General features: G+C 71.6%; 20 protein-coding genes. 11 read left to right on the forward strand and 9 right to left on the reverse strand.

Annotated features, from left to right (window positions below; translation table 11 throughout):
• Positions 1 to 7: 7 nt before the first annotated feature.
• The 4 genes from murJ to ACZ4VF_RS30555 are packed head-to-tail and all read right to left on the reverse strand — an operon-like array spanning position 8 to position 6,083.
• Positions 8 to 1,918, reverse strand: coding sequence for a murein biosynthesis integral membrane protein MurJ (gene murJ, locus ACZ4VF_RS30540; protein WP_467930018.1), 1,911 nt, complete (start codon positions 1,916 to 1,918; stop codon positions 8 to 10).
• Positions 1,915 to 3,267, reverse strand: coding sequence for an O-antigen ligase family protein (locus tag ACZ4VF_RS30545; RefSeq protein WP_467930061.1), 1,353 nt, complete (start codon positions 3,265 to 3,267; stop codon positions 1,915 to 1,917). The genes murJ and ACZ4VF_RS30545 overlap by 4 nt, the downstream gene beginning before the upstream one ends.
• A 48-nt stretch (positions 3,268 to 3,315) precedes the next feature.
• Positions 3,316 to 4,785 (reverse strand): exopolysaccharide biosynthesis polyprenyl glycosylphosphotransferase, encoded by a 1,470-nt coding sequence (locus tag ACZ4VF_RS30550; RefSeq protein WP_467930020.1) that lies wholly within the window; start codon positions 4,783 to 4,785, stop codon positions 3,316 to 3,318.
• Positions 4,782 to 6,083, reverse strand: a complete 1,302-nt coding sequence (locus ACZ4VF_RS30555; protein ID WP_467930021.1) for a glycosyltransferase family 4 protein — start codon at positions 6,081 to 6,083, stop codon at positions 4,782 to 4,784. The genes ACZ4VF_RS30550 and ACZ4VF_RS30555 overlap by 4 nt, the downstream gene beginning before the upstream one ends.
• A 534-nt stretch (positions 6,084 to 6,617) precedes the next feature.
• On the opposite strand from ACZ4VF_RS30555, the gene ACZ4VF_RS30560 reads away from it, so the two are divergent.
• The 8 genes from ACZ4VF_RS30560 to ACZ4VF_RS30595 all read left to right on the forward strand — a co-directional run bounded on the left by ACZ4VF_RS30560 (position 6,618) and on the right by ACZ4VF_RS30595 (position 12,055).
• Positions 6,618 to 6,857 carry a chaplin gene (locus ACZ4VF_RS30560; RefSeq protein WP_467930022.1) on the forward strand — a complete coding sequence of 80 codons (240 nt, stop codon included), beginning with the start codon at positions 6,618 to 6,620 and terminating at the stop codon, positions 6,855 to 6,857.
• 170 nt (positions 6,858 to 7,027) lie between these two features.
• Positions 7,028 to 7,966 (forward strand): hypothetical protein, encoded by a 939-nt coding sequence (locus ACZ4VF_RS30565; RefSeq protein WP_467930024.1) that lies wholly within the window; start codon positions 7,028 to 7,030, stop codon positions 7,964 to 7,966.
• A 206-nt stretch (positions 7,967 to 8,172) separates the two neighbouring features.
• Positions 8,173 to 8,460 carry a hypothetical protein gene (locus ACZ4VF_RS30570; protein WP_467930025.1) on the forward strand — a complete coding sequence of 96 codons (288 nt, stop codon included), beginning with the start codon at positions 8,173 to 8,175 and terminating at the stop codon, positions 8,458 to 8,460.
• Between the two features lie 126 nt (positions 8,461 to 8,586).
• Positions 8,587 to 9,093 carry a DUF5949 family protein gene (locus tag ACZ4VF_RS30575; protein WP_467930026.1) on the forward strand — a complete coding sequence of 169 codons (507 nt, stop codon included), beginning with the start codon at positions 8,587 to 8,589 and terminating at the stop codon, positions 9,091 to 9,093.
• A complete protein-coding gene (locus ACZ4VF_RS30580; protein ID WP_467930027.1) occupies positions 9,093 to 9,677 on the forward strand; it encodes a vitamin K epoxide reductase family protein in 585 nt (194 codons plus the stop codon). Before ACZ4VF_RS30575 ends, ACZ4VF_RS30580 begins: the two co-directional genes overlap by 1 nt.
• Positions 9,678 to 9,777: 100 nt before the next feature.
• A complete protein-coding gene (locus tag ACZ4VF_RS30585; RefSeq protein ID WP_467930029.1) occupies positions 9,778 to 10,293 on the forward strand; it encodes a hypothetical protein in 516 nt (171 codons plus the stop codon).
• A gap of 423 nt (positions 10,294 to 10,716) precedes the next feature.
• Positions 10,717 to 11,205, forward strand: a complete 489-nt coding sequence (locus ACZ4VF_RS30590) for a tyrosinase family oxidase copper chaperone (protein WP_467930030.1) — start codon at positions 10,717 to 10,719, stop codon at positions 11,203 to 11,205.
• Positions 11,189 to 12,055 carry a tyrosinase family protein gene (locus tag ACZ4VF_RS30595; protein WP_467930031.1) on the forward strand — a complete coding sequence of 289 codons (867 nt, stop codon included), beginning with the start codon at positions 11,189 to 11,191 and terminating at the stop codon, positions 12,053 to 12,055. Before ACZ4VF_RS30590 ends, ACZ4VF_RS30595 begins: the two co-directional genes overlap by 17 nt.
• A gap of 76 nt (positions 12,056 to 12,131) precedes the next feature.
• Here the strand turns inward: ACZ4VF_RS30595 and ACZ4VF_RS30600 are convergent, their stop codons facing one another.
• Positions 12,132 to 12,446, reverse strand: coding sequence for a chaplin (locus ACZ4VF_RS30600; protein WP_467930032.1), 315 nt, complete (start codon positions 12,444 to 12,446; stop codon positions 12,132 to 12,134).
• Positions 12,447 to 12,611: 165 nt separating this feature from the next.
• On the reverse strand, positions 12,612 to 13,571 hold the full coding sequence (locus ACZ4VF_RS30605) for a D-2-hydroxyacid dehydrogenase family protein (RefSeq protein WP_467930034.1): 960 nt from the start codon (positions 13,569 to 13,571) through the stop codon (positions 12,612 to 12,614).
• 196 nt (positions 13,572 to 13,767) lie between these two features.
• On the opposite strand from ACZ4VF_RS30605, the gene ACZ4VF_RS30610 reads away from it, so the two are divergent.
• Positions 13,768 to 14,391 (forward strand): hypothetical protein, encoded by a 624-nt coding sequence (locus tag ACZ4VF_RS30610; protein WP_467930035.1) that lies wholly within the window; start codon positions 13,768 to 13,770, stop codon positions 14,389 to 14,391.
• 290 nt (positions 14,392 to 14,681) lie between these two features.
• On the opposite strand, the gene ACZ4VF_RS30615 is transcribed toward ACZ4VF_RS30610, so the two are convergent.
• Both ACZ4VF_RS30615 and ACZ4VF_RS30620 read right to left on the reverse strand, forming a co-directional pair.
• The gene (locus ACZ4VF_RS30615) at positions 14,682 to 15,449 is read right to left on the reverse strand and encodes an alpha/beta hydrolase (protein WP_467930036.1); all 768 of its coding nucleotides are present in this window, start codon (positions 15,447 to 15,449) and stop codon (positions 14,682 to 14,684) included.
• 345 nt (positions 15,450 to 15,794) lie between these two features.
• On the reverse strand, positions 15,795 to 16,133 hold the full coding sequence (locus tag ACZ4VF_RS30620) for a hypothetical protein (protein WP_467930037.1): 339 nt from the start codon (positions 16,131 to 16,133) through the stop codon (positions 15,795 to 15,797).
• Between the two features lie 1,593 nt (positions 16,134 to 17,726).
• Here ACZ4VF_RS30620 and ACZ4VF_RS30625 point away from each other — a divergent pair.
• Together ACZ4VF_RS30625 and ACZ4VF_RS30630 are read left to right on the forward strand one after the other, a co-directional pair.
• Complete coding sequence (locus ACZ4VF_RS30625) at positions 17,727 to 17,861, forward strand: hypothetical protein (RefSeq protein ID WP_467930039.1); 135 nt, start codon at positions 17,727 to 17,729, stop codon at positions 17,859 to 17,861.
• Between the two features lie 1,355 nt (positions 17,862 to 19,216).
• Complete coding sequence (locus ACZ4VF_RS30630) at positions 19,217 to 19,537, forward strand: helix-turn-helix transcriptional regulator (protein ID WP_467930040.1); 321 nt, start codon at positions 19,217 to 19,219, stop codon at positions 19,535 to 19,537.
• A 608-nt stretch (positions 19,538 to 20,145) separates the two neighbouring features.
• Here the strand turns inward: ACZ4VF_RS30630 and ACZ4VF_RS30635 are convergent.
• Positions 20,146 to 20,550, reverse strand: a complete 405-nt coding sequence (locus ACZ4VF_RS30635; protein ID WP_467930041.1) for a hypothetical protein — start codon at positions 20,548 to 20,550, stop codon at positions 20,146 to 20,148.
• Positions 20,551 to 21,096 lie beyond the last annotated feature (546 nt).

A 21,096-nucleotide genomic window follows, 5' to 3' on the forward strand; every position in this document is an offset into this window, starting at 1 on the left:
TGTCGTCTCACTCCCGTCGTCCGCGCGGCGGGCGGGCTCGGCGTCCGGTGCGTGCGGCCGCGAGGCGCCGGAGCGTCCCCGTGACGGAGCCGCGCGGGCGCTCCGGCGACGCGGCCGGGGGTCCGCCCGCCGGAGGAGCGCCCGCCAGGCGTCGCCGAGCGGACGGGAAGGGCACGACACGGCCCGGCCCCCGGGCGCCCAGGGGCCGGCCGAGCAGCACGAAGACGACGGTCACCGTGGCGCCGCCCGCGGCCAGCCCGGCGAGCGGCGCCGACGGCAGGCCCGCCACCTGCCCGCCGGCCACGGCGGCCGCCACCGCCGCCCACAGCGGCCGGCTCAGCCCGTGCAGCACCGGCCCGGTCCGGATGGGCACGCCGCGCCCGCGCATCCCCGCGAGCAGCAGGGCGGCGGTGAGGGTGATGCCGGTGGCGTTGGCCGCGGCGATCCCGGTCACCCCCCGGGAGCCGACCGTCCCGGCACCGATCCAGCAGGTCACGGCGATGCCCACGGCCATCGCGGCCACCGGGTACCAGCTGGCGCGGCCCGCCGAGAAGTAGGAGCGGACCAGGACACCGGTCAGGGTCTGACCGAGCAGGCCCAGCGCGTAGACCCGCATCACACCCGCGGTCGCCGCGGTGTCCCCGGCGGTGAACGCGCCACGCTGGAACAGCAGCGCGATCAGCTGCGGGGCGCAGGCCACGATCGCGGCCGTACCGAGCAGCACCACACAGCCGGCCACCGCCAGGTCCCGCTCGACCCGGTCCCGGGCCCGCTCGGTGTCGCCGTCGGCCAGGGCCCGCGCGACCGCCGGGAAGGTGACCGTGCACAGCATCGTCGACAGCGTCATCGGGATCTGGGCGACCTTCTGCGCGTAGTTCAGGTGCGAGATGGCCCCGGCGGGCAGCCCGGCGGCGAGGAACCGCTCGATCAGCACCTGCGACTGCCGGCACAGCGCGAACAGCAGCACGGTGGACAGCAGCGGCACGTCCAACGGCTGCCCCTCGGCGACGGCCCCGCTCACCCCCCCGCCCGCCCGCCGCAACCGCCGCACCAGCGACGGGACCTGCACCGCCACCATGAGGCAGCCGCCCACCGCGACCCCGAACGCGGCCGACCGCACGCCCCAACGGCCGCCGAGCGCGTACATCGCCGTGATGATGCCGACGTTGTACGCCAGGTAGATCGCGGCCGGCGCCAGGAAGCGGCGGTGGGCCCGCAGGGCCGCGCTGCAGTACCCGGCGAGGCCGAAGCTCAGCACACAGGTCGCGGTCAGCCGCGTGCAGTCCACGGCGAGCGTCCGGTCGGGCAGCCCCGGCGCCAGCGCGGCCACGAACTGCGGCGCGGCCAGCGCCAGCAGCGCCCCGACCGCCGTGAACGCCAGCGCCAGCCGGGGCAGGGTCCCGGCGACCAGCGCCCGCACCGGGTCCCCCGGCGCCCCCTGCGCCCGGCGGGCCAGAGCCAGGCTGAACGCCGGGACCAACGCGAAGGCCAGCCCGTCCTCGATCAGCAGCGTCGCCGCGAACTCCGGCACCGTCCAGGCGACCAGGAAGGCGTCGGTGTCCCTTCCGGCCCCGAACAACCGGGCCAGCGACTGGTCCCGCACCAGCCCGAGCAGCGCCGCCGCGACGGAGAGGGAGGCGGTGAGGAGGGTGGCACGGGCGAGGAAACGGGAGGTGAGGAGGGCGGGTCCGGGAGCTGGGGCCGGGGTGGTGGGGGGTGCCGGGGCGATCCGGGCGGCGGCGGTGGCGGGGGGTGCCGGGTACCGGGCCGGTTCCGTGGGCGGCCGGGCAGCGGTGCACGCCGGGCTGCCGGGGCCCGCGAGGGCCGGCGGGGGTACGGCGGGCCGGGCGCCCGGAAGGGGGAACCCGCCGGGGCCGGCCTCCGGTCCCGGCGCCTCGCCTGCCCTGGGGTGCGTCATCCCGCCGGCCTCCGGCTCGGGCGGGACGCCGGCGCGGCGGACAGCTGGTCGGCGCCGGCCAGGGCCCACCAGGTGATCAGGCCGAAGGAGACCGCCGTCAGGACGGTCGCGGGGCCGCCGATGTCGGCGTAGGCGAAGTCCACGAGCTGCCAGACCAGCAGCCCGCAGGCGACCAGCGCGCAGTCCAGGCCCCGGCCGCCGGCCGCACGGGTCCGCCACAGCCCGCGTAACCCGCACACCAGCAGGGCGAGCCAGCCGCCCGCCAGGCAGAGCAGCCCGATCAGGCCCTGTTCGGCGAGGACCAGCAGGTACATGTTGTGCGGGGAGAGCAGCGGCTGCCGGCGGAACGCGGCGCCCGCTCCCTCGGTGTCGCTGCCCGAGGACAGCGCGAGCGAGGCGTGCCCGTCGCGGTACTCCGGGAAGCCCTTCAGTCCGACGCCGGTCAGCGGGCGGTCGCGCCACATGTCGGTGGCCGCCGCCCACATCGTGTACCGGTCGGTGACCGACTGGTCGGGCGCGTCGGTGACCCGGGTGATGCTGTCGATCCGCTCCTGCAGCATCGCCGTACCCACCCCCAGCCCGCCCACCAGCACCACCCCCGCGGCCACCGCGGCCGCCCCGATCCCCAGCGCGCGGCGCGGACCGGCCAGCACCAGCTGGACGGTGAGGGTGACCACGGTGGCGATCCAGGCGCCCCGGCTGAAGGACAGGGCGAGGGGGACCAGCAGGGCGAGTGCGCAGCAGACGGCGAGCGTCCGCTCCCGCACCGAGGTCCGGCCGAGTGCCAGGCCCACCGCGCACACCAGCCCGAAGGACACGACCGTGGCCATGCCCATCACGTCCGACACCCCGAAGGTGCCGACCGCGCGGACGTCCTGGCCCTCGTACGAGGCCCCGGTCCCGGTGACGTACTGGTGCACGCCGACCGCCCCCTGCCACCCGGCGAGGGCCACCAACGACCAGGCCAGCAGCCGGAAGTCGGCCCGGTCGCGGACGAGGAGCAGCACGGCGGCGGGGACCAGCACGAACACCTGGAGGTAGCGGCCGAGGCCGGTGATCCCGGCGCCCGGCGAGACCGCGTGCAGCGCGGCGAGCGTCAGCCCGGTCACCGGCAGGCCGAGGAGCAGGGCGGCGGTCCGGGTGAGGGGACGGCGGCGCGCGCGCAGCAGTCGTACCGCGCAGAACACGACGACCAGCGCGGACAGCGCGTCGGCGGGACCCGCGCCACCGTCGCCGCCGGGGGCGACCGGCAGCGCGAGCAGCGCGACCACGGCCAGCACCGGCAGCACCGGCGACAGTCGCGGCGAGGACAGGCGTACCGGGGACGGTCGCGGCGGGGACGGTCTCATCGGGGACGGCCGGGCTGGGCGGCGCGGCGGCAGGGCGAAGGCCATCGGTCAGCTCCCCGTGGACCGCACGAGCGCGGCGGCCGTGCGCAGCAGGATGCAGACGTCCTGCCACAGCGACCAGTTGTCGATGTAGGCGTTGTCGAAGCGGGCCCGGTCCTCGATGGAGGTGTCGCCGCGCAGGCCGTGGATCTGGGCCAGCCCGGTGATGCCGGTCTGCATGCGGTGGCGGGCCGCGTAGCCCGGATAGGTGTGGCTGAACCTGCTGACGAAGTACGGCCGTTCGGGGCGCGGGCCGACCAGGCTCATGTCCCCCCGGAAGACGTTCCACAGCTGGAGCAGCTCGTCCAGCGAGGTCTGCCGCAGCAGCCGGCAGAAGGGGCTCATCCGCGACTCGCCGGCCACGCTCCACCGGGTCGCCGCCTCCTGCGGGTCGGCCGGGCGGTGGGTGCGGAACTTCAGCAGCGTGAAGGGGCGGCCGTCCTTGCCGATGCGCTCCTGCCGGAACACCACCCCGGGCCCCTCGGTGAGCCGCAGGGCGACCGCGCACCCGAGCAGTACCGGACTGGCCAGCACCAGCAGCGCCCCGGACACCGAGACGTCCAGCAGCCGCTTGGCGACGCCCGTGCGCCGCGGCAGCCCCGGGTCCAGCCGGCGTACGGCGAACCCGGCGAGCTGGTCGCGCATCTCGTACGCCGGGCTGTCCGCGTCCACCTCCCACAACGCGCAGCCGGACGCGGCGAGCGCCCGCAGCAGCGGCCCGTGCGCGGTGCGCACGGCCGGGTCGACGGTGAGGACGACCCGCACCCCGTTCTGGATGAGCGCCCGCTCCACCTCCTCGCCGGTGGTGAGCACCGGCAGCCCGCCGGGGCCGTCCGGGCGCTGCGCGACCACGCCCACCGGCCGTACCCCGCAGCGCGGGTGCCGCAGCAGCGCGGCGGCCACCCGCTGCGCGGTCGCCGCGGGCCCGATCACCAGGGCGGTGCGCGGGTGGCGTCGCAACAGCACCCGGCTCCGCCAGTGCACCGCGCCGCGGGCCGCGCCGGCCGCCGCGGTGTGCAGCGCGCAGCCCAGCAGCAGGGTCCGGGCGGTGAGGGCGCGCCCGGGGTCGTACGCGGCGAGCAGCGCGGCCAGGCCCAGCCAGACCACCACGATCCGCCCGCACACCACGGGCAGTTCGTCGAGCACACCCGGCACCGGACGCGTGGAGCGCGGGCGCAGCAGCAGCGCGCCGGTCAGCAGCGCGGCGACCAGCACCGGGCGGCGGGCGGCCGTGTCCAGCGCGGCCGCGCCCGCCAGCGCGGCGAGCAGGTCGGCGGCGAGCAGGGGGAGCGGTGGTGAGGCGCGCCGCGCGGGCGGCCGCCGCAGCGGGAACCGGAAGCTGCCGGCGGTACGGGCCGGCAGGACGGAGACGGCCGGGAGCGGCGAGACCGGATGGAGTGGTGAACCCGGCGGGACGGGCGGGACTTCGTGGTCCCGTGGCTGCGCGCCGGGGGAGGGGACGGTGCTTTCCGCGGTCACGAGGGGATGGACTCCCTGTACTCGGAGGGCACGAGCCGGGCTGTTCCGCCGGCGTCGTCCGCCGCCGGGGCGCCCCGGTCCGGGCCGGTGCGGCCGAGGAGTTCGCGGTAGAGGTCCGCGACGCGTTCGGCGGTGTGCCGCACGTCGTGCGTGTCCAGGACGTGCCGGCGCCCTCGGTCGGCGAGCGCCGCGCGCAGCGGCGGATCGGTCAGCAGCCCGGTCACCGCCCGGGCCAGCGCCACGGGGTCGTCGGGAGGCACCAGGCAGTGCGCGGCGAGCGAGGGCGGCAGGCTCTCCCGGGCGCCGTCGACGTCGGTGAGGACGACGGGTGTCCCGCAGGCCAGCGCCTCCAGCGGGGCGAGCGCCATGCCCTCCCAGCGCGAGGGCAGCACCACCAGGTCGGCGGCCCGGTACCAGGGCGCGGCGTCGGGGACGGCGCCGGTGAACCGCACGGAGGGGGGCGCCTGTCGCCGTAAGACCTCGCGGTCGGGGCCGTCGCCGACCAGCACGAGCCGTGCCCGCGGCAGCCTCGCGCGGATGTCCGGCCAGGCGGCGAGGAGGACGTCCTGGGCCTTCTGACGGCAGAGGCGGCCTACGCAGACGACGAGGGGGCTCCCGTCGTCGGCTGCCGGTGCGCCCTGTTCGCCCTGTGCGCCTTCCGCGTCGTGCGAGGTGCCGTCCGGGGCCTGCGGAGCGTGCGGGTCTTGCGGGTCCTGCGGGCCTTGCGGGCCTTGCGGGCCTTGCGGGCCTTGCGGGGCGAAGTGGGTGGTGTCGATGCCGTTCGGGACGACCGTGTACGCGGCGCGCACTCCGGCGCGCAGGCCCGTCGTGCGCTCGGCCTCGCTGACGCACACCACCCGGTCCGCCCAGCGCGCCCCCCACCGCTCCCAGCGCAGGGCGAGCGCCGCGGTGGGGCCGCCGACCGCCTCGAACGACCAGGCGTGCGGCTGGAACACGGTCGGGACGCGCCCGCGGACGGCGAGCCGCGCGGCCAGGCCGGCCTTCGCGCTGTGCGCGTGCACCAGTTCGGGCCGCACCTCGCCGATCAGGCGTGCGAGCCGTCGTACCTCGCCCGGCAACCCGGGCCCCGGGGACCTGCCCGCGCGCCAGTCCCGGACGTCGGCGCCCAGCTCCCGCAGGCCCGTGGCCAGCGGGCCGCCGGGGCAGGCCGCCGCGACGTGCAGGCCCGCCGCGAGCTGGGCCCGGGCCAGGTCGAGCACGACCCGGGCGACACCGCCGTCGACGGGTTGTGCGAGGTGCAGGACCCGGGGTCGACGGGCGGGTGCTGACTGGTGCATTCGCGGGTTACCTCGCTCACGGGGGCGCTCGGGCTGCGGTCGTGAACGCGCCTTCCGGTTCCGGGCGTCCACGGCGGCGAGGAGCACGCCGGCCCACGCCGCGTCCGCGTGGGGAACGAGCCGGAGGCCGGGTGGTCACCGCCGCTCCGCGGAGCCGAGCCGTGATCGCCCAGGTCGGAGACGTGGCCGGGTGTGTCGGCGTAGGAAGGAATCCGTCGGATCGGTACACCACCCGGTGCACTGTGCGTGGACTTCCGTACGTCGTCCGCAGGACGGGCGGGAGCCGCTTGGTGCGGCGGGCGTACGCCGGGGCGGGAGGAGAGTGTGCCGGAGAGCGCGGAGGAAGGCGCGGAGGAGAGGGGGAGGAAAGCGTGGGCGTGGCGCCCGGGACGGGGAGGGGCGCGGGTGAGAACGCGCCGCGTCCTCTGCCCGGATCACTCCTTTGGCGGCACAACCCCCGGGTGTGCCGCGCGTTGACACAGCGCCGGGCATCCCGCCCGGATGTTTGTGTCGATCCCCAAGGAGCACCTCTCCATGTCGCGTATCGCGAAGGGCCTGGTCCTGACCTCCGCCGCCGTCGCGGCCGTCGCCGGCGGTGCCGGCGTGGCCTCCGCCGACGCCGGTGCGGGCGCCGTCGCCGCCAACTCGCCGGGCGTGCTGTCGGGCAACGCCATCCAGGTTCCGATCCACATCCCGATCAACGTGTGCGGCAACACTGTCGACATCATCGCGCTGCTGAACCCGGCGTTCGGCAACACCTGCGTCAACGACTGACATCGCGACGCAGCCCTTCGGCCGGCCGTCCGCCCCGTACGCATCCGTCGCGGGGCGGACGGCCGGTTTTCTGCCTCGGACGGATCACGAACAGTGGGTGAGCGGTTGCGCAGGGCGACCGGTGAACTGACGGTGGGCTCAGGTCCCACTGTTCACCGAAAGGAACACCCATGCGTGATCTGCCTGCCCGGCGTCTCGCGTCCACCGTCCTCTGCGCGGCCGTCCTGGTCGGCATCACCGGTCCGGTCGCCGTGGCCACGGCCCGGGAGCACGACCGCGCCGCCTCCCGGGCGCCCGTTCCGGCGGCGGAGAAGGAGAGGCTGCTCGCCCAGGTCAGAGCCCTGAGCACCACCGACTCCGCGCTCAACCCGGTCATCGACCTGCTCAACCAGTCGCTGGAGAAGGGCAGGCTGCCCGCCGGGGAGGCAAAGAAGCTCGGCGAGGCGGCCAAGGCGGCCATCGCCAAGGCCGCCACCGCCCCCGTCCAGCCGGCGGCGCCCGCACGCCCGGCGTCCCTCACCACGCCCACGGCGCCCGCGACACCCACGACGCCTGCGACACCCACGACGCCTGCGAAGCCCGGGGTTTCCGCGTCGCCCGCGGCGACGAAGCCGACGGCGTCCGCGTCGCCCACGGCCCCTGCGACGTCCTCGGCGTCCTCGGCGTCCGCCAAGCCTGCGGCGCCCGCCGCCGCCACCCCCACCGCGCCCGCGACCGCACCGGCACCGGCGAAGCCGGCCACACCCACGGCGCCCGCGTCACCGGCGACCCCCACCGCCCCCGCGGCCTCCGCCGTCCCCGCGGGTCTCACCGCGCAGGCGGCGATGCGGCATGCGGGCATCGCCCACCGGCCCTCGGCCCGCGATGCCACCAGTGACCTGCTCTCCTCGCTGCAGACCGCGATCGACAATCTGGTGAAGGCGGTCACCGACCAACTCGACCAGATCCTGTCGTCCGCCACCGACGTGGTGTCGGGCCTGGTCGACCTGCTGGGCGGCACCCTCCTCGGCAAGGACGTGGCCGAGCCCGGCGTCGAGTCCCTGCCCTCGCTGCCCGCCCTCCCCTCCCTTCCGGCGGACCCGACCCAGTCCACGACGACGACCGGCTGACCGCGGCCGGCTGACCGCGATCGCTCCCGGCTGACCGCGACCGCGACCGGCTGAGGGCGACCGCGGTCGCCCTCAGCCGGTCGCGGCAGGCCGGCGCACGGGGATTTCATATGTCTTCTCGGTGCCGGGTTTCCGGCCCGGCCGGAACTCGTTAGGCACGGCGTCAGAAATCCGGGGTGACGTGAGTTGCCGGAGAAAGGAACACGATGAAGTCCCTCAAGGCTGCCGCCGTTGTCGCTGGTTCCGTGGCCCTCGTCGGCGTCGCCGCACCCGCGTTCGCCTACGACGCCCAGCACCTGCCGCCGATGAGCCTCAACGGCGGGCTCGCCCAACTCGCCGAGAAGCCCCCCACGGTCAAGGACCTGTTGCCGGTGCAGCACCAGTCCGACGCGCTCGACACCGAGAACAAGGACTCCGTGCTGAGCAGCGTCAAGGGTGCCACCACGACCCTCAACAAGCAGGGCCTGCTCGGCGGCCTGCCCCTGCAGCACTGAGCAGCCTGACGCCCGGCACTCCCGCCCGGGACCGCGTCGCTCGTTCGTGTGGCGCGGCCCCGGGCACTGCTCCGGAAGGGTGAGAAGCCGCCGGGCGGCGCCACGGCCCGTCGATATGGTCGCGCGGTGACCTCAGTATCAAGCGAACCCCGCCTTTTCCGCCCCGCCGACCTGGGCACGCTCGCCCTGCTCGCCTGGATGGCCAGGAACGAGGAGGGCGACGGCAGGACGCCCTGCCTGCTCGCCTGCTCCCTGGGCGACGGCCCCGGCGGCCCGGAGGCCGCGTCCGCCGCCGTCACCCACCTCCTGGAGGACATGGACCTGACCGCGGGCGGCGAACCGGTGGACGGCACCACCCGGCCGAGCCTGAAGGTCAGCATGCTGGTCGTCGCCGGGCAGATCGTCCTCCAGCTGCCCCACAACATCAGCAGCCAGGTCACCCCGCCGGCGGACTGGCTGGAGGCGGTCCAGGAACTCGGCTACACCTACTTCATGTTCACCACCCGGGTCTGCCCCTCGACCGGCCCCCGCGAGCCGGCAGGGGGAACCGAGCTGGCCGAGTTCGCCGGCTCCCCGGAGACCACCGACGCCGCCGCGCACGTCTACCTGCCCGCCCGCGGCCTGCGGGCCTGATGCGCCGGTACGCGGGCGCCGGCCGCGGCCTCGCCCTGCTGACCGTGCTCACCGGGGCGGCCGGACTGCTCGCGTCCTGGGTCATCACCCTGGACGAGTTCAAGCTGCTCAAGGACCCGGGCTTCGTCCCCGGGTGCAGCCTGAACCCGGTGGTGTCCTGCGGCAGCGTGATGAAGAGCGCCCAGGCCTCGGTCTTCGGGTTCCCCAACCCGATGCTGGGCCTGGTGGCCTACGGCATCGTGGTCTGCGTCGGCATGAGCCTGCTGGCCGGCGCCCGCTTCCCCCGCTGGTACTGGCTGCTGTTCGAGGCCGGCTGTGTGTTCGGCGTCGGGTTCGTGTCCTGGCTGCAGTTCGAGTCGCTGTACCGGATCAACGCGCTGTGCCTGTGGTGCTGCCTGGCCTGGGCCGCGACCATCCTACTCTTCTGGTACGTCACGTCCCTCTGCGTACGCGAGGACTTCCTGCCCGCGCCCGCCCCGCTGAAGACGTTCCTCGCCGAATTCACCTGGGTGCTTCCGCTGCTGCACATCGGTGTGGTCGGAATGCTCGTACTGACGCGTTGGTGGGACTTCTGGACGAGCTGACTATTACGGCACTCGGGGGAATTGTGAAATGCAGGCGTTTTCCGCTCGTTACGCGGTAAGGACGTCGAACCCCCGCATCCTGAAAGGGACCGTAGCTGACATGAAGCCGACCACCCGAGGAACCCTTGCCGCCGTCGTCACGGGCGTCGCGGCCACCGTGGGGGCCGCCGGTCCCGCCGCGGCGGCCGGTACGGTCCCCGTCCCCGTGCCGCTGGGCGGCGTCTCCCAGTCGCTCGACATGGAGCTGCCCCGACTCGGCGCCGAGCTGCCGCTGATCAAGCCCGGCGCCCCCGAAGGCCCCCGCTACGTGACGGGCCGGCTCCTGCCCGACCGGGCCCTGCCCCAGCTGCCGGTGAGCACCGGGCTGCCCGGCCTGGACGCCAGGGCCCCGCTGCCGCACATCATCGGCGACAACGCCTTCGACCACCTCGACGTGGACGGCCCCGGCGGCGACATGCGGGCCCTCGCCCCCGGCCTGTCCCTGGACGCCCCCCTGACCCAGCCCGGCGGCGGCAACTTCGGCCTCCCGGCCACCAAGCTCCCCGAGGCCGGCGTCATCGCCCCGGCCGTGCAGACCGTCGCCGGCGGCAACCTGGCCACGGGCCCGGGACTGTAGCCGGACAGGACCCGTATCCACGGGCCGGCAGTATCCGCCGTACGGCGGACCCGCGTACGGCCGTACCCGTCGTACGGCCGTATGCCTTGTACGGCCGTACGCCTCGCACGGCGGCCGTACTCGCCGCGGGGCCGCGTCCACCGTACGGCTGCCTCACCCCCGCGCGGCGGCTCCCCCGCTTGCCCGTAGGGCCCCCGGACCCGTGACCCGCACGGTCCTCCCCGGACCCGGACCCAGACCCGGACCCGGACCGGACCCGGACCCCGAAGAGGCCCTTCCCGCCCCCTGGAGGGACCCTCCCCGATCCCCGAACGGGTTGTTCCCGATCCCCGAATGGCTCCTCGGCCGGCCCTTCGGCGGTGACCGCGCGCGTCCTCGATCGGTTAGCCGTTACGGACATCTGAACCCGGACGAGGAGCGAACATGGTCGTCGGTGTCGGCGGAGTGGCGGTCGGTGCGGAACAGCAGGGCGGAGCGGGGACGGCCAGACCGTCGCGGAGGGAGGTGGCCCGGGGGCTGCTGGCATCGGCAGCCGCGCTGGGGCTGGCCCCGGTCGTCGCCGCCTCCCGTCCCGTACGGCAGCCCGCGGATCCCGGGGGCAGTTCCTTCGACGAGACGTACCGGGGCCGCCGAATCCAGGGGGTGCTGGTGCCCGCCGTGGGGCAGAGGGCGGCCGGCGGCGAGTGGCGGATCACCGTCGACGGCCGCCCGCTGCACCTGATGCGCCGGGCCGACGGCACCTGGCTGAGCATGGTCGACCACTACACGTCGTACCGGACACCGCTGGAGGCGACCCGGGCGGCCGTGGACGAGATCGGCCCCCGTCAGCGCCTGCGCGACCTGGCGCCGGGCCGGCTCGACGGCGAACACGGCGGCGCGCACACGGGGGGACGGCATGGCGTACGTGCGTAAGAACGTCAGGGCGCTCACGGCGGGCGAGCGGCGGCGGTTCGTGAACGCCCTGCTGGCCCTCAAACGGCGCGGCGAGTACGACGAGTTCGTGCGCATGCACATCGACTTCTACACCGCCGACGGCGAGGACGGGCTGCGCACCGCCCACATGGCGCCCTCCTTCCTGCCCTGGCACCGCAGGTTCCTGCTGGAACTGGAGCGGGCGCTGCGCCGGGTCGACTCCTCGGTGACGGTGCCGTACTGGGACTGGACCAGGGACCGTGGGACGACGTCCGTGCCGTGGACGAAGGACCTGCTCGGCGGGAACGGGCGGCGCTCCGACCGGCAGGTGATGACCGGGCCGTTCGCCTACGCGGCGGGCCACTGGACGATCAAGGAGGGTGTCACCGACGGCAGGTTCCTCACCCGGGACCTCGGCCGCTCCGCCGCGCCCCTGAAGCTGCCCACCCGCAGCGAGCTGCAGCGGGCCCTGGACGACCCCGTCTACGACGCGTGGCCCTGGGACTCGACCGTACGCAAGGGATTCCGCAACAAGCTGGAGGGCTGGGGCGCCGGCAGCGGAAGCGCCTCCTGGAAGAACCACAACCGGGTGCACCGCTGGGTCGGCGGCGCGATGCTCGGCGGCGCGTCCGTCAACGACCCGGTGTTCTGGCTCCACCACGCCTTCGTCGACCTCCAGTGGTCGCGGTGGCAGCGGGCCCACCGCGACCACCGCTACCTGCCGGCCCAGCCCCCCGGTGTCACCGACGACCAGCACCAGCGGGTCGTCGCCCGGCACGAGAAGCTGCCCCCGTGGGACGAGACACCGGACCAGCTGGAGGACGTGAGCCGTATCTACCGGTACGCGTGAGCGCACACGCCGTGCCGGACACGGGAAGAGCCCCGGCGCTCGGAGGCCGGGGCTCTTGCCTGGGGTGCCGGTCGGCTCAGTTGCCGTAGCCGCTGTTGCCGTAGCCGCCGTGGCCCGGGCCGGGGTTGCCGTGGGTGTCCTTGCCCTTGCCGCTGACGTTGGCGCAGGTGTTGCCGAAGGCCGGGTTCAGCAGGGCGATGATGTCCACGGTGTTGCCGCACAGGTTGATCGGGACGTGCAGCGGGACCTGGATGACGTTGCCGGAGACCACACCGGGCGATCCGACAGCCGCGCCCTGGGCGTCCGCGTCCGCCAGGGCCAGTCCGGCCCCGCTGACCACCACGGCGCCGGCGCTGACAGCGACAGCGGCTGCCTTCGCGATGCGAGACATCACGTTCTCCTTCTGTAGCTCGGATAGCGCAGCGGCAGACCAGCCGCCGCACTTCCCGTTCAACGGCGCGACGCGGGCGTGGTCACGGTGATCACCCGGGGATCACTCTTTTAACGGCAGGGCCGGCGGGCTCGCGGCGGGAGCGCAGCTCAGGCGGGTCGGGCCTCAGGGCAGCCGGCGTACCGGGGAGCCCGCCAGGTACGCCTGGATGCCCTCCACGGCCTGGCCGAAGTACGTCGTGTAGTTGGCGTGGGAGACGTAGCCGAGGTGGGGTGTGGCCAGGAGACGGGGAGCGGTGCGCATCGGGTGGCCGGCGGGCAGCGGCTCGATGTCGAAGACGTCGACCCCGGCGCCGGCGATGCGGCCCTCGTGGAGCGCGGCGAGCAGCGCGTCCTGGTCGACGATCGCGGCGCGGGAGGTGTTGACGAGGTAGGCGGTCGGCTTCATGAGGGCGAGTTCGGCAGCGCCGAGGAGGCCGCGGGTGCGGTCGCCGAGGGCGAGGTGCACGGAGACGAAGTCGCTGTCACCGAGCAACTCCTCCTTCGAACCGGCGAGTTCGACACCCACCTCCTCGGTCCGCTCCTTGGTGAGGTTCTGGCTCCACGCGCTGACCCGCATCCCGAAGGCGAGACCGACCCGGGCCACCCGGCTGCCGATCTTCCCGAGACCGAGCAGGCCCAGCCGGCGGCCGTGCAGATCGGCGCCCACGGTCGACTGCCACGGCCCGTCGCCGCGCAGGGCGTTGCTCTCCTGGACGATCCCCCGGGCGAGACCGAGCAGCAGCGCCCAGGTCAGCTCGACCGGCGGGGTGCTCGAACTCGCCGTGCCGCACACGGTGACGCCGTGCGCCTCCGCGGCGGCGTAGTCGATGACGCTGTTGCGCATCCCGGAGGCGATGAGCAGTTTCAGCCGGGGGAGCCGGGCGATCAGCGATCCGGGGAAGGAAACGCGTTCGCGCAGGGTGACGACGATGTCGAAGTCGGCGAGCGCCGCGGCGAGGGCCTCCTCCCCGTCGAGGTGCTCCCGCAGCGCGACGACCTCCACCCGATCCTCGATCACCGACCAGTCGGCCAACTCGGTTGCCACACCCTGGAAGTCGTCCAGCACCACACAGCGAAGTCGCACGTCGTCTCCCTTCCTGCCCCGACTCTAACGACCCCCACCCACCCCCTCGCCGGACCCGGTCAGCTCCGGCACGCACGCCACGAGCGGCCCGTCGAACTTCGTACCAAGCACGTAACGAGCCGGCGACCCCGGCAGGGCGGGGATCCTGCTGGGGAAGCATGGCGGTACGGCCTGACATCGAAGTCTGGGGGGACTGATGGCTGGAAAGGATGCGCAGATCGGCGCGGCCTGGATCGGGGGAGGGGCCGTGGTGATAGCCGCGATCATCGGTCTCGTAGCTGCTGTGCTGTCCGACAGCGGCCAGGACGGCAAGGGTGGCGGACCACCTCCGCCCCGTTCCACGACCCCGGTGAGTCCCGCACCGCGACCGAGCGCCGTTCCCCCCGAGGCGGGGTCGGCCAGTCCGTCCACGGCGTCACCAGCGGATCCTGAGCGCTTCGTCCGCTGGAAGGGCACCCTGCGCCTGTCGGACGGGAGCGTCGACTTCGACTACAACCCGCCCCAGCACAGCGATGTGTACCGCGGCGGCACCTTTGGTCTCGCCTTCGAAGAGCCGGACAAACTCGCGTGGCAGGCACAGGTGCAGGTCGCGCCCTGGAGCGGCAAGGGGAGCCCCGACCGCGACGCGTGTGCCCAGGCGATCGTGTCGAATCCCCTCAGCTCCGGGGAGATGGAGGGGTACCGGTACCGGGTGGGGGACTCGTTCTGCAGCACGACCTACACCGGAAAAGCCCTCGTGTACTTCAAGGTCACAAGCAAGGACGAGCGGACGGCCAGGGTCGCGGTGATCGCCTGGGACGCGCCTGGAGACCAGCCCTGAACACTCGACCGGCGACACGATCGACTCGACGTGAGGCCTCGAAAGCCGGCGCTGCCCCCCGACGGCTCCAAGTGACCGATGTCGGTGTTGCGCACGAGGGTCTCGCAGATGGCACCAGGCCAGAGTCGTCGATTCCAACGGCGAGTGGGGCGGGCTGGGCGGGCTGGGCGGCCTCCTTCAGGTAGACCCCCACGCCGGGCACCTGGAATCGTCCGCGCGACGATCCGAACCGTCACAGCGGTGCCCGGCCGACAGCCGGACACCGCAACCGCCCACGTCCACCGCCCACGTCAGGCCGGCACGGTGACCGCCCCGCCGAAGTGCCGGGCGAAGAACCGCACCGCGCTGTCGGCCTCGAACCTGGGCAGCTCCTTGTGCCTGCCGGAGTTCACGTGCAACGACTTCTCCTTCGAGGCGAAGGCGTCGAACAGCGCGAGACCCTCCTCGCGCGAGATGTGCTCATCGTCCCACTGCAGGTCGAACTCGATGGGGATGGTGATCTGCTTCGCCTTCTCGGCCAGGACGTCGGGCCAGTGCTGACCGAAGACCGCAGCGGTGATCCTGGGGTCGATCGCCACGAACGGTACGCCGATCGCGGTGCCCATGTTGAGGCCCCAGAAGCCGACCGGTCCGTCAGCGCCGATCTCCGGGAGTTCCTGGAGGGCGTCCAGGGTGGCCTGGTACTCGGGCACGCAGAGCTCTGCCAGGTGGGCGTTGTAGCGCACGACGACGGGGCCTTCCGGCTCGCCCGCCGCCCGGGCCCGGAACAGTTCGGTGATTTCCGCCTCGTCGTGTGCCGTGCGCGGCCGGTCGCCGTGACCCGGTGCGTCGATGACGGCGACGTGAAAGCCGCCCCCGGTCACCAGGAGCTTCGCGCGGCCCGCCATCGCCGGGTGCTTCTTGTGGTTGCCGCCGCCGTGGGCCATGAGGATCAGGGGTGCGCGATCGGACGCACGGGAGGCCGGCGACCAGAGAACACCGGGGACCCCGCCCACGGTGAAGTCGCGCTCGAGGATGCCGTCCGACGAGACCTCGGCGGTGAACTGCAGAGAGTGCATGGTGTTGCCCTTCGGGAGTGCCTTGTTGTCGAGGCGCTCCCGGCGACACCTACGTCAATCGCCGGCCGTGAAGGGAAGGGGGAGCACCCACGTCGATACAGCGTTCACGGGTCTCACCTCCTCGGGCGGTGTCACGGTCGGCTGGAAGCTACCAGCTTGATCATCACCCCTACAACCGTTATCCCCGCCGCGTGATCACCACTCAGCCCAAGTCGGCCACAATGATCAGGCAGACGTTCACCGCCGAGTGCGTGGACGCCCGCTGACCCCGACTCGGCTGCAACGGCCGCGGCAACAGACACTCGATCAGCCTGGTCAGGGAGTCGGCCGCTGCCCCGCTCGACGTCAGACGCCCGGCCGAGCTGTCTGCGGCAGGCCGCCACTGGTCCTCAGGCGGAAGTCGGAACGAGTAGTCCCGTACGAGTCACGGGCAACGAGGCATGTGTAACGCAGGCCAAGGAGCGAACCGGCGTCAATGCCCAGGTTGGTGGCGAGGACCTGAGTGGGCAGCGGATGCTTGTCATCGGGGTCACGGACCGCAACCGAATCAGCCAGTACGCCGCGAACCCCGACGACCTCGTACTCGACCCGGGTTCCGGGAGTCGCCGTCTCGTGGGAATGATCCCCGCCGAGCGGTTGGTCGCACAGGCCACAGGTGGTGGCATGAGGGGCAGCATCGGTCACGTTCGCCAGGCTACCTAGAGCACCCTCCGACGGCCCGAGGACGGTCCGGAGGGAGAGTCTCAAGAAGCACGGTGGTGCCTAGTCGGCAAGGAAGGGCCTCTCGACTGCTCGATGAGAGGCCTTATTGCGTTCGATTTCAGAGGGTGCGGCTGTGGCTGCGATGCCCTACCGCACAAGATCGTGTCCCACTCGAGCGGTCTGTGGTCTGTGGTCTGTGGTCTGCGGTCTGTCCGCCGGCCGAGGGCCTTTGGGTGAGTACGAGGACGGTTCCGGTCTCAAGCCGGGTGCGGCAGTCCGGGTCCGTGAGCCAGAACCTCAAGCGGAGCCCGTGACCCTCACTCGGTCAGAGGCGATTGGATCGATTCTTCTTACGACGTTTGCGTGAAGCAGCGCATCTACGCCGCTGTGGTGTGGAAAAAACGGATATCGTCCATCGTTTATCCGGAAGGTCGTCATGAAACGCACCCGCCTCGTAGGTCTGGCCGTCGTGACGGCCCTCAGCGTCGGCGCCGGAGTCGTCGCTGTAGTTCCACTGGCGTCTGGCCAGGCAAGCGCTCAGGGGGCCGCCGTAACGCACGTGGTCGCGGGCGGGGCACGGCTGGGGCCTGGGCAGACCGGGTTCGCCCAGACCGGTGAGTGCCCGCCCGGGGAGCTGGTTACCGGGGGCGGCAGTTTCGTCTCATCGAGCACCGGCAACGCGGACAGCACCTTCGTCCTGAGCCGCAGTGGCCCTCGGTTCCCCCATGACGGTCTGCCCCTGCAGTGGTTGGTCGCGGGCAGGAACACCGGTAACTTCCCGGTGGACATCACTGTCCTCGGCCTGTGTTCCCAAAGTACCCTCGGCGCTGCGATCAAGGGGTCGAGTGCGAGCCTGCCGCCGGTCCCGCCCGGGAAGTCACCTGGCACACACTGACCGTGGAGGCATCGTGTGGCCATGCGCACACTGCGCGCTGGCTGTCCTCCCGTGGCATCCGACACCGCCTCGCCCGCAGGGGTGTGGGCGTCGGCTGTCGCCCCGCATGGTCCAGTACCTTCACGCGGTGCTGCGGAACGCCCTCCAACACGCCCTCCGCGAGGAGCTGGCGCAGCGCAACGTCGCCAAGCTGGTGCAGGTTCAGACCCCTCGGTACCGCGCCGGTCCTGGCCTGTCCGTCACCGAGGCGAAGAACCTCCTGGCCGACGTGTGCGACGGCCGGCTGAGCGCGGCCTACGTGCTCGCGCTGTTCCTGGGTCCCCGCCGCGGCGAGTTGCTGAGGCTCCACTGGTCGGACGTTGACCTGGACGGGGGATCGCTGGAGATTCGTACGGCCCTGCAGTGGGTCGATGGAGAGCCGACGCTGACCGCACCCAAGACGCGTCGCTCGGAACGGCCCGTACCGCTCCCGGCCGTGTGTGTCGACGTACTACGCCGACACCGCGCACGCCAGGCCAAGGAGCACGGGGCCGCTGGCGATCAGTGGGTGGAAACCGGCCTGGTTTTCACGACCCGGCGGGGGACTCCGATCGAGCCACGGAACCTGAACCGGCACTTCTACCCGATCCGCGAGCGCGCTCGGCCTGGACGTGCGCTTCCACGATCTCCGGCACACCCGCGTGACGCTGCCGCACATCGTCCGGGACATCGTCGGGCACAGCGCGCTGGACGTGACCATGAACATCTACGCGCACTCCGACCTCACCGAGAAGCGGGCCGCCCTTGATCGGCTGGGGAGCCTGTTGGACGAGTGACGGGGTCGTTGCCGTCAGCGTTGCCGTCAGAGACAGGAAACGCCCTGGAGGGAAGATCCCCTCCGGGGCGTCTTTGCAGGTAGGCGGTGGCGCCCCCGGCAGGACTCGAACCTGCGGCCAAGCGCTTAGAAGGCGCATCTCCTGTTCGCCCGTGCTGGGCCGCTGACCTGGGTGTTCATACGGCTTGGCGACGCCGCGCCCACCGACTTCGACACCCATTCGACACGCTGCCTCCGGACCATACGGGCGGTCCTCAGTAGCTGGTCTACTGATCACGCGCCTCACCCACCAGCAAGGCTGAAGAAGCCCACGGCTCTGAACTGCTCAGATACCGTGGGCTTCTGTCGTTGCCGGTCGGCGTCGGGTGACCTCGCACGGCCCAGAGACGGCCCAGCTTGCACCATCACGCCGACCTGCCCGGGTGGCTGTTGCGATCATCGGTGGCGTCCTGTCATAGTGCCTGCAGGTAGCACAAGTGCGCCTGAATTCAACACCCTTCGCGGATGCGGAGGGTTTTTGCATGTCTGGGAGGGCTATGACCACCAGGGCAAGCGACGAGATCTTCAACGTTCGTCCACGACAGTTGATCAACACCGCCGAGGTAGCTCGTCGGTGTGGTGTGCAGCACCTAACCGTGTTGCAGTGGGTTCGTCGAGGGAAGTTGGTACCGGTCCTCACGGACCAACAAGGCCACCTCTTCGCTGACTACCACGTAGAGGCGCTGATTGAGCAGCGCAAGCGCCACGCATCCTCGGCCGGTCAAGAAACGACATGAGTTCGCTGGGTTGGAGCGACCGCGGGCATCTGCTCCATAGCTCGTCCCCAGCTGTCTTGTCTGCAGACACCGACTCGGTTCGATGTGGCCGAACCTCTCCGTGGCCTGAGGCATAGGCCATCTTGGCGTGCGCGAATACTTAGAAGGCGGAGACAGCAAGCAGTCTCCGCCTGTTTGGTTGCCCGAACGTGTTTCGGGCCTCTCTGGGACCAATTCTCATGCACTCGTGATGAGTGGTGACACTGAAACGGCTGGAACGAGTTAGCTAGCCCCTATATCCCAGGAGCCTTAGGTGCAAATCCTTGGTGGCCTGGCTTCGTTGGGAGCGATTCCTGGAGTTGGATGGGTGCTGCGGTGCATTATCCGCGACATCCTTGACCACAAGCACAAGCGGGAAACGCTTGCGCTGAAGCGGCAACTACTTCAGCGGATCCCTGACGACCAGGTGGCTTCTGTCCTCTCTGAGCTGGGTGTCGATCAACGCCAAGCATCGGAATAAGTCAGACAGTTGCAAAACCAGAGATCACCTAGGGTGGTGCAGAGCATCCGCGTTGCAGTCTTAAAACTGTAAGATGGCACGATGGCTGAAGCTGATGGAGTCCGCGTGACCTTGGCTGCACAGCACCAGGTGCTCCTTGAGGCCCTGGCTGGCTCTCGGCCTGTCCCGGCCGGCCGTCTGCTTGGGTTGCCGGAACTGGACGCCGATGATGTATGGGTAGACACCGCTGGTGCAGCGGCATTGGTGCGCGTCAATCCCAAGACCATTACCGGCTGGCTGGCGCGTGGAGGGCCGAAGAAGCGACCGTTCCCGTCACCGCATCGGCTGCTGTATCGCCTGTACTGGCAGAGGAGCGACATCGAGGAGTGGCTCCGCGGCGGCAGTTCTGAGCACCGTAGTTGACCGGTCGATCTGGTACGCGAGTGGAATACGGCAAGAAACAGCCCATCTTGCCGTACGGCCACCCTGGGCGAAAACGCTTATGGTCCGGGCGCGCTGACCTGGGGTTTCGCTGCTGCGGGCTGCGGCTCGCCTGTCACTGTCGGTCGCTGTTGGTCGGCGTCGGGCATCTTCGGTCGGCCCAGAGACGGCCCAGAGACGGCCCAGAGCTGATCACCAGGAACCGGCCGTCGACCGGCAACCACAAGACGGGGCGCATGAACCTCAGCCGCCGACAGCCAGCCACGGCGGCGGACGCGTCGACCGACCAGGCGCGCCTAGGTCTCGCTGCACCCCCACCGGCCTCAGGCACGGTGCAGTGCCGTCGACGGGAGCAGCCACGCCGGCCGGGCCCGTGGAGGCGAGTCGGAGTCGATCACCCCCAGGGCCTCAGCTTGGGAAGCTTGGGCTTCTTGGCGGCATTTGCTGCACTGACCTGCGGCGAGGCAGCGAGGCGGCGTGCCTGACCGCCGACTTGTTCCCCGGCATTCCCCGCGGTCCCCGCTCATGCGAGTCGCTTCGCCGCACACGACGCTCCCGGACCGCTGGAGTCGGTTGCCGTCGGTGGCTGACTACATGTGACCGGCTTGCTTGCGCCAGGCACAAAACTCGTTGAACAGAGTCAGCCAGTCCTTTCCGCTCTTCTTGGAGGCGGCGTCCATGTCTTCAACGCCGTACGTGTTCTGCAACCATTCGCGTTCGTGCTGTTTCCGGATTCTCCGGGACGCCTCCCGGTGTCGCAGAGCCTGCAACTCCGCTTGCCGTACCTCCTCGGCACTCAGAGCCTTCGCACGCACACTGGCTTGACTCAACCTGGTCAGCTTCGCAGCACAGTCCGTCCCAACGTAGTAGGGATGCCTCTCCGGGGTTCCGCCCAGGTCCAACGGTGCCAAGATGATGGCCTGCTTCAATTGTGATCCACACTTGTCACACGTGGCTTCGCCTTGCTCAATGCCCTTGATCTGGTAGTCGGTCATCAGCCAGTCTTGTCGTCCGTTGCAACCCGGACAGTCTTGCGGACCTTGCATGGCGCCGACTACCGAACTACCAAGCTGGCGGTATACGGGGACCGCGCGGATCCGAAGGCTCCCTGACTGTAATACAACACCACTGGTCAGGGCCCTGCAGATCCTGCGTCGGCCTAGACACGTCAACGGATAGTCCACGAGGCCTGACCACCGCTTCAGGGATCTGCCAGAAGGCGCAGCATACGGACAAGTCAGTGCCCGTGGCTGGGGTGCTATGCCGTCCTGTCGGTGCGCTGACCTGCGTGGATGCCTGGTCGATCTACTAGTCTGGGACGAAGTAGTAGGTCGCTAGTAGTTGGGGCGAGCGCAATGGGGTGCTGTGGCGGGCGTCTGCGGCAATGCCTGCCGGCGGGGCTGCCGCTTTGAGGTCAGTGCCCGTGGCTGGGGTGCTATGCCGCCCTGTCGGTGCGCTGACCTGCGTGGATGCCTGGTCGATCTACTAGTCTGGGACGAAGTAGTAGGTCGCTAGTAGTTGGGGCGAGCGCAATGGGGTGC

This window comes from Streptomyces sp. NPDC029151, assembly GCF_055564315.1.

Bases quoted from the DNA above. Each gene is read 5' to 3' on its own strand.
- ACZ4VF_RS30585 (WP_467930029.1), top strand. From the start codon at position 9,778: ATGAAGCCGACCACCCGAGGAACCCTTGCCGCCGTCGTCACGGGCGTC.
- ACZ4VF_RS30555 (WP_467930021.1), bottom strand. From the start codon at position 6,083: ATGCACCAGTCAGCACCCGCCCGTCGACCCCGGGTCCTGCACCTCGCA.
- ACZ4VF_RS30610 (WP_467930035.1), top strand. From the start codon at position 13,768: ATGGCTGGAAAGGATGCGCAGATCGGCGCGGCCTGGATCGGGGGAGGG.
- ACZ4VF_RS30580 (WP_467930027.1), top strand. From the start codon at position 9,093: ATGCGCCGGTACGCGGGCGCCGGCCGCGGCCTCGCCCTGCTGACCGTG.
- ACZ4VF_RS30590 (WP_467930030.1), top strand. From the start codon at position 10,717: ATGGTCGTCGGTGTCGGCGGAGTGGCGGTCGGTGCGGAACAGCAGGGC.
- ACZ4VF_RS30595 (WP_467930031.1), top strand. From the start codon at position 11,189: ATGGCGTACGTGCGTAAGAACGTCAGGGCGCTCACGGCGGGCGAGCGG.
- ACZ4VF_RS30545 (WP_467930061.1), bottom strand. From the start codon at position 3,267: ATGAGACCGTCCCCGCCGCGACCGTCCCCGGTACGCCTGTCCTCGCCG.
- ACZ4VF_RS30615 (WP_467930036.1), bottom strand. From the start codon at position 15,449: ATGCACTCTCTGCAGTTCACCGCCGAGGTCTCGTCGGACGGCATCCTC.
- ACZ4VF_RS30600 (WP_467930032.1), bottom strand. From the start codon at position 12,446: ATGTCTCGCATCGCGAAGGCAGCCGCTGTCGCTGTCAGCGCCGGCGCC.
- ACZ4VF_RS30570 (WP_467930025.1), top strand. From the start codon at position 8,173: ATGAAGTCCCTCAAGGCTGCCGCCGTTGTCGCTGGTTCCGTGGCCCTC.
- ACZ4VF_RS30630 (WP_467930040.1), top strand. From the start codon at position 19,217: ATGGCTGAAGCTGATGGAGTCCGCGTGACCTTGGCTGCACAGCACCAG.
- ACZ4VF_RS30560 (WP_467930022.1), top strand. From the start codon at position 6,618: ATGTCGCGTATCGCGAAGGGCCTGGTCCTGACCTCCGCCGCCGTCGCG.
- murJ (WP_467930018.1), bottom strand. From the start codon at position 1,918: ATGACGCACCCCAGGGCAGGCGAGGCGCCGGGACCGGAGGCCGGCCCC.
- ACZ4VF_RS30565 (WP_467930024.1), top strand. From the start codon at position 7,028: ATGCGTGATCTGCCTGCCCGGCGTCTCGCGTCCACCGTCCTCTGCGCG.
- ACZ4VF_RS30635 (WP_467930041.1), bottom strand. From the start codon at position 20,550: ATGACCGACTACCAGATCAAGGGCATTGAGCAAGGCGAAGCCACGTGT.